We start from the raw sequence: 7,692 nt of genomic DNA on the forward strand, positions 1-7,692 counted from the left end.
TCATTAAAGAACTATTATCTTTTAGTTTAGTCATTACCAAAGATATCGAATAGACTTCTGATAGAATCATCTGACTCCTCAGAACTGTCATCTGAATTAGATTCTGTATCAGCAGCATCTTCAGTCAACGGCTGACTTGCAGGATGTAAATTGCAAATTCTATTTGGTTTAGTTTCATAGCGAGGATTACCATTTCTCTGTACCTTGGGAATTCCATATTCATGATCTATCTGCTGTACAGGTTCTCCAGCTTCAATTGTATAAGTTCCTCTTACCAGATCTTCAGATCTCTTACTGGAGTTAAACTCTCTAAATGATTTTTGAGTTGGCCCGATTCTAATCCCTGAACCAGAAATGTAATGCCTTTCTTCAACCTGATCAGCAGGACAATTAGCAGTTGCCAGCAGACCACTTTCTCGATCAATACGGACAGTTTCTACTGGTCCGTGGAGACTTTCCCTCTTAGTTGGTTCAGTACCCTCTTTATAAGGCAGTACATCAATCCTTGGTGAATATTGGTTGGAAAGTAATCCTGTATAAGGATCAACATCAACTTCTATCACATTATCTGGCATCTGAAAATTGATAACTGGCATATCTTTGACTGCCTCTCTCATATAGTCACCCCAGATTTGGGCTGCTTCTCCACTACCAACTGTTTTAACATCATATTCCATTGAGCGGTTGGTATCCTCACCAATCCAGACACTTGTTGCAATCTGAGAAGTAAAACCTACAAACCAGGCGTCAGTATAGTCATTTGTTGTACCAGTTTTTCCACCCACATCGCGGTTCATCTGGGCTCTGCGACCGGTTCCATTGTCAACAACACTTTTTAACATAGAAGTGATTAAATAACTATCATCTTCTGACATAACCATTTTACTTTCCGGCTGGGCTTCATAAATTAAATTATCGTGTTTATCATAAACCTCAGTTATAGCATGTGGTTCAGTATAAATACCTTTATTTGCAAAAACACTGTAAGCAGAAGCCATTTCTATTGGAGTAACTCCCCGGTTTAAACCTCCAAGGGCAAGTGAATAATGATCATCAAGTCCATCATCTTGAGTAAAGGTCGAAATACCAAGGCGCTCTGTAAAATTAATTACGTTTTTAACTCCAACATCCTGAATTAATTTTACTGCAGCTACATTGACCGAATTAGTCAGAGCAGTATTTAAATTAATCAAACCTCTGTAGCGGTCCCCATAATTTCGGGGCCAGATACTTAATTTATCACCCTTACCGGTTTCTGAAGCAAGCATTGGTAAATCATTGATTACAGTACCTGTTGTATAATCACCTTCTATTAAGGCAGTAGAGTAGACAAAAGGTTTAAACGCAGAACCCGGCTGTCTTACAGCCTGGTAGGCTCGATTAAATTGATCGGTTCCTCGGCCCCCAACCATCGCTCTAATCGCACCACTATTAACATCTAAACTAACCAGTGAGAGCTGAGGTTGTAAATTTTCGCTCTGATTACTCTGAAATGAAGGAATAAACCCATTTTCAATCTTATTATTTATAGTCTGCTCAGCTAAATTCTGCATTTCTGAATTCAAGGTGGTATGTACTTTTAAGCCACCACTGTAGACCATAGAAGCTCCAAAACGATTAATCAGCTGATCCCTGACATAAAGCGCAAAATAATGGGCTGAATTATTTTTGCTTTCTTCTACAGTGTCCAGATTTAATTCGGCATTTTTTGCCTGATCTCTTTCAGCTTCAGTAATATATCCCAGTTCATACATCCTATCTAAAACTACATTTCTTCTTCTAATTGCACGTTCTGGATAACGAAGGGGAGTATAATTATTTGGAGACTGCGGTAAACCAGCAATTAATGCTGATTCTGCCAGAGTCAAATTTTCTACACTTTTACCAAAATACTGCAGAGAAGCTGTTTCAACTCCATAAGCACTGTGCCCTAAAAAGATTTCATTTAAATACATTTCTAAAATTTCTGATTTGGTATATAAGCGTTCAAACTGGATGGCCAGATATGCTTCCTGAATTTTTCGCAGATAGTTTTTATCTAAAGTCAAAAAAGCATTTCTTGCCAGCTGCTGAGTTATTGTACTTGCACCCTGATCAAGCAGATCTCCCTTCAGAATATTATTTACCATTGCCCTACCAATTCCCCAGAAATCAATACCGTGGTGTACATAGAATTTAGTATCTTCAATAGCTACAATTGCATTTTTTAGATCTTCCGGCATTTTTTCCAGGGGAACATAAACTCTATTTTCTTTAAATAATTTTGTTAAAAGTTCACCGTCAGCATCATAAATTAAAGTTGCTTCACTTGAACCTTTATAATCTGTAATATCAGGAGTATCCTGAATTATCCAGGTGACAGCACCTAAGATAGCGCCTGTTCCCAGGGCAAAAATTAATAAAAAAGATATTAAAAATATTGCCTTTGTTCTTTTCTTCATTACTTTACCTCCCGTCAATAAAATATTATAACATAAAACAGCTGTTTATGGTACCCCTTGTTAGTAATTAATCTATCTGTTATAATTAAATGACAAAGGATACAGGAGGTGAAGTACCTGTTGCCTACAGCAAGGGACAGGTGTTTTTTATGGAAATTAAGGAACAGATAAAGATATTAAAAAGAGGGGTAAGTGATCTTATCTCTGAGGAAGATTTAAAAGACAAATTGGTTGAAGCAGAAAAAGAAGGAAGACCGTTAAAGGTTAAGCTCGGGCTTGATCCATCAGCCCCGGATATTCATTTGGGACATACAGTGGTACTTCGTAAGTTAAAGCAGTTTCAGGATTTGGGGCACGAAGTTTATTTAATTATTGGCGATTTTACCGGAATGATCGGAGATCCAACCGGTAAATCTGAGACCAGAAATCAGCTGACCAGAGAAGAGGTTTTAGAAAATGCCCGTACATACGAAGAACAGTTTTCTAAAGTGCTGGATCCCGAAAAGACCAGAGTGGTTTTTAATGGAGACTGGTTAAGTGAAATGGATTTTGCTGATGTTTTAGAATTATCAGCTCATTATACTGTGGCGAGAATGCTGGAACGTGATGATTTTTCCAAACGTTATAATTCCGGTAAGCCAATTGGAATTCACGAATTTTTCTATCCTTTGATGCAGGGATATGATTCTGTAGCAATTGAGGCCGATGTAGAATTAGGTGGAACAGATCAGCGTTTTAATCTGTTAGTTGGGCGCAAATTACAGCAGGAATATGGACAGGAGCCCCAGGTAGTTTTAATGATGCCTCTTCTGGAAGGTTTAGATGGAGTCAATAAGATGAGTAAGAGCTTAGATAATTATATTGGAGTTTATGACAAACCTGAGGATATGTTTGGTAAGGTGATGTCAATTCCTGATGATATGATAATTCGCTATTTTGAACTTTTAACTGATGTTTCAATTGAGCGTTTAAAAAAGATGAAGGAAAAACTCAGCCGGGATGATTTTAATCCAATGGAGTTAAAGAAAAATCTTGCTCATGAGATTGTTAAGGAATATCATAGTGAAGATGATGCAGTTAAAGCCCGCCAGGAATTTGAAAGTGTATTTTCTAAGGGGAATTTGCCTGAGGATATCCCGGTAATTGAGATTTCAGAATCAGATTTAGAGGATGGTGAACTCTGGATAGTGAAGCTGGTAGCTGCTACAGGACTTGTTGATTCTAACAGTCAGGCTCGCCGGATGATTAAACAGGGTGCGGTAAGTATTAATGATGAGAAGTATGAAAAGATTAATCTGGATATTAAAGTTGAAGATGAGATGATTATTCAGATTGGTAAACGCCGCTTCGCTAAAATTAAATTAGTTTAGATAGCAGCTGAAATTTATTTTTCTGCTTACTTTTAATTATAAATATTTTAAGAATCTAAAAATCAAATTGAACTCCAAATCAATTTTTAATAAACTAAGATTCATATTTGCATCTAAATCAGCTTACCTTCCCGAAGGAACGTCCTGTTCCTCGGTCAGCTCAGAGCATCCGTGCTCTTCGAGCTGATTTAGCTTTAATATTCATCAAGTTTATTTTATAAAAATTGTTAAAGTCATTAAATTTGATTTTTAGATTTGAAAATTATATTTTTAAAAGCAGAAAAATAAATTCATCTTTAATAACTAATTGAATTTCAACTTCAGCAGTTATTAGGAGAAAAATATATATTTTAAAAACAAGGAACAGGATAAATTTTTACTTTCTCTTAGATATTTTAAATCGAAACAGCTTTGAATAGAATTAATTATGAAATAGATTGTTCGATGTCTCACTGAACCTTCTTTTATAGACGCATGGACGGTTCAGCATTTGCACAGCGGTGCGTCAAACTGAGCTTTTTAAATAGTTTTGAGTTTAATAAAAGCGAAGGAGTTAGAACAATCCATAATTAATTCTCAATGAAAAGCGTTGTGGAGATTAATATCTGAGAGAAAGAAATAAATTTAATAGAGAGGAAGGTTTAGATGATTAAAAGTGGAGATGAAATAAGACAGGCTTATCTTGATTTTTTTAAGTCAAAGGGACATCTGATTTTAGATAGTGCACCTCTGGTTCCTAAAAATGATCCAAGTCTGTTGTGGATAAATGCAGGGATGGCTCCCTTTAAGCCATATTTTGACGGCAGTCTTGAGCCACCTAAAAAACGTATTGCTACCAGTCAGAAGTGTATCCGTACAAATGATATAGAAAATGTGGGTAAAACGGCACGTCATCATACCTATTTTGAAATGCTTGGGAACTTTTCTTTTGGTGATTACTTTAAAGAAGAAGCAATCATCTGGGGATGGGAATTTGTGACTGAAGTTCTGGAGCTTGATCCTGATAAATTATGGATTACAATTTATGAGGAAGACGAAGAAGCTTTTAAAATTTGGCATGACCAGGTTGGTCTGCCGGAAGCAAGAATAGTCAGAATGGGTAAAAAAGAAAATTTCTGGCAGATTGGAACTGGACCCTGTGGTCCCTGTTCTGAAATTCATTATGACCGGGGAGTAGAAGCAGGTGACAGTGAAGAAGATGTGCTCGGTGGTGAAGGTGATAGATATTTAGAAATCTGGAATCTTGTTTTTACTCAGTATAATTATACAGAAGCCGGTGAATACAAAGAACTGCCCAATAAAAATATAGACACAGGGATGGGGCTGGAAAGAGTTGCTTCTATTTTACAGGAGACTGAAACTAATTTTGAAACAGATTTGATTAAGCCGATTATCGATCAGGTAGTAGAAATGACAGGGATTCCTTATCGGCAAGATGAAGAAAGTGTAACAGCATATAGAGTAATTGCTGATCATATTCGTTCTGCTTCTGTTGCTATTTCTGATGGAGCTTTACCTTCTAATGAAGGACGAGGTTATGTGATTCGCCGTCTAATTAGAAGAGCTGCTCGTTATGGACGAAAACTTGGTTTTGAAAAACCATTTTTATATAAATTAGTAGAAAAAACAGCTGAGATAGTAATGGGTGTAGCACCTGACCTCAAAAAACAGCTGGCCCATGTTAAAAACGTTCTAAAATCTGAGGAAGAAAGTTTCTTAAAAACTTTAGAACAGGGCTTAAATATTCTAGAAGATATGTTAAGCGAACTTAAATCAGAAAATAAAGAAGTACTTGCTGGTACAGACGCTTTTCGTTTATATGATACCTATGGTTTCCCCCTTGATTTAACCGAAGATATTGCAGCTGAAGCTGGAATTAAGGTTGACGAGAAAGGTTTTGAAAAAGAAATGGCGGCTCAGCGTAAACGAGCCAGAGAGGCCAGAGAGGAAACTTCTTTCAGCAGTGGGGAAGTAGAAAAACTTTATGCAGAATTTAAAGATCAGATTGAAGAAGATAATTTTACCGGTTATCATTCCTTAAAAGAAAAAACTGAAGTTATAGGTCTGCTTAAGGATAATCAGAAAGTCAAAAAGCTCGTGGAAGGTGAAAAAGGAGATCTTATACTTGCTAAAACTCCATTTTATGCAGAAAGTGGGGGTCAGATTGGTGATGAGGGTCTAATTAAGAATGATAATTTTGAAGCAGAAGTAAAAAATACGATAAAAAAAGCAGATGTTTTTGTACATCAAGTTGAACTAAAAAATGGTCTAGTTGAAGTTGGCACTGAGGTAGAAGCAGTTGTTTATCACAATAGACGCCAGGCAACAGCCAGACATCATTCAGCTACCCACCTTCTGCATAAAGCCTTAAAAGAGGTTTTAGGTGAACATGTAAATCAGTCCGGTTCTCTGGTAGCTCCAGATCGACTGCGCTTTGACTTCACTCATTTTTCTGCACTGACTAAAGGAGAATTAGAAAAGATTGAAAGAAAAGTAAATCAGGCAGTAATGGAAAATTATAATGTCGAAACGGAAGTTAAAGGCATTGATGAAGCTAAAGAAATGGGAGCAACTGCTCTTTTTGGTGAAAAATATGGAGAAGAAGTTAGAGTTGTCAAAATGGGTGATTTTAGTCTGGAATTATGTGGAGGAACTCATGTTGAGGCAACTGGAGATATTGGTGCTTTTAAAATCATTTCTGAAAGCGGAATTGCAGCTGGTGTCAGGAGAATAGAAGCTGTTACTGGAGAATATGCTCTGGATTATTTTAATTCCAAGCTGGAAGTTTTAAAGCAGACAGCAGCTGAATTAAAAACTGAACCTGATAATCTCTTACAGCGGGTTAAACAGCTGCAGAGAGAGCAGAAAGATTTAGAAAAAGAATTAGAAGCTTTAAAACAGAAGCTGGCAGGTTCTAAAAAAGATGAACTTATCGATCAACTGCAGCAAATTGAAGGTGTTAATCTGCTGACAGCAGAACTTGAAGATCTTGATAACTCAGCTTTGAGAAATTTAAATGATCAGCTGAAAGATAAAGTTGATTCGGCTGTAATTGTTCTGGCCAGCAAAGGTGATAACAAAGTGATTTTTGTTGCTTCTGTGACTGAAGACTTGATTGCAAAAGGTTTTAAAGCTGGAGATATCATTTCAAAAGTAGCCAGAATTGCCGGTGGTGGTGGTGGTGGACGTCCTGATATGGCTCAGGCAGGAGGTTCAGAACCGGAAAAAACTGCTGAAGCACTGGCAGAAGTAGAAAAAATTGTCAGAGAAATTGCAGGATAAGTGGATAAGATAGCAAAACTTAGTTTAATGAGGAAAAATTACTGATAAAAACAAGGAATTTGAAGCTGACTGCAGAAATAATAAAATAAGGCAAATTAAAATATGGGATGTGATATATATGGCCGCAGAAGATTTTAGTGATAAAACGATGCGATTTAAGATTAATAAAGAAGAGTTAAGTGAAGCAGCATTTGTTCTGGGTAAAGTGTCTAAGGCCCTGGAAGAAAAGGGATATAATCCAATTAACCAAATTGTTGGATATTTACTTTCTGGAGATCCTGCTTATATAACAAGTTATAAAGATGCCCGGACAATGATTAGAACTATTGAACGAGATGAAATAATTGAAGAATTACTGCGCAGTTATCTCAATAACTAGCAGTCTATGTTTTAAGCAGCTAATTTTTATTGGCTGCTATTTTTTTTGCCCAAAACATCAAAAAATGTAGAGTTTAAGCCAAGGAAAACAATAAATGTCTTGTTATTAATCTTTTTTTTATATAAGATTGCACTGCGAAAAGTCTAAAATAATTCAAAAAATAAAAATCTTAAAAATTAAATACTGGTATTAGGACATCTGTCCGGTGATATCTAAAGAA

At 36.4% G+C, this 7,692-nt stretch carries 4 protein-coding genes; 3 read left to right on the plus strand and 1 reads right to left on the minus strand.

The window, feature by feature from the left end; translation table 11 throughout:
* Positions 1–26: 26 nt before the first annotated feature.
* Positions 27–2,441: a penicillin-binding protein 1A gene (locus tag C8C76_RS12430; protein ID WP_108142119.1), complete on the minus strand. Its 2,415-nt coding sequence runs from the start codon at positions 2,439–2,441 to the stop codon at positions 27–29.
* Positions 2,442–2,530: 89 nt separating this feature from the next.
* On the opposite strand from C8C76_RS12430, the gene tyrS reads away from it, so the two are divergent.
* The 3 genes from tyrS (at position 2,531) to C8C76_RS12445 (ending at position 7,472) form a co-directional block, all read left to right on the plus strand.
* Positions 2,531–3,811 carry a tyrosine--tRNA ligase gene (tyrS, locus tag C8C76_RS12435; protein ID WP_258222555.1) on the plus strand — a complete coding sequence of 427 codons (1,281 nt, stop codon included), beginning with the start codon at positions 2,531–2,533 and terminating at the stop codon, positions 3,809–3,811.
* A 645-nt stretch (positions 3,812–4,456) separates the two neighbouring features.
* A complete protein-coding gene (alaS, locus tag C8C76_RS12440) occupies positions 4,457–7,093 on the plus strand; it encodes an alanine--tRNA ligase (RefSeq protein ID WP_108142123.1) in 2,637 nt (878 codons plus the stop codon).
* 118 nt (positions 7,094–7,211) lie between these two features.
* Entirely contained in the window at positions 7,212–7,472 is a 261-nt protein-coding gene (locus C8C76_RS12445; protein WP_108142125.1) for an IreB family regulatory phosphoprotein, read from the plus strand.
* Positions 7,473–7,692 lie beyond the last annotated feature (220 nt).

The organism is Halanaerobium saccharolyticum (assembly GCF_003053565.1).
Lineage (GTDB): Bacteria > Bacillota > Halanaerobiia > Halanaerobiales > Halanaerobiaceae > Halanaerobium > Halanaerobium saccharolyticum_B.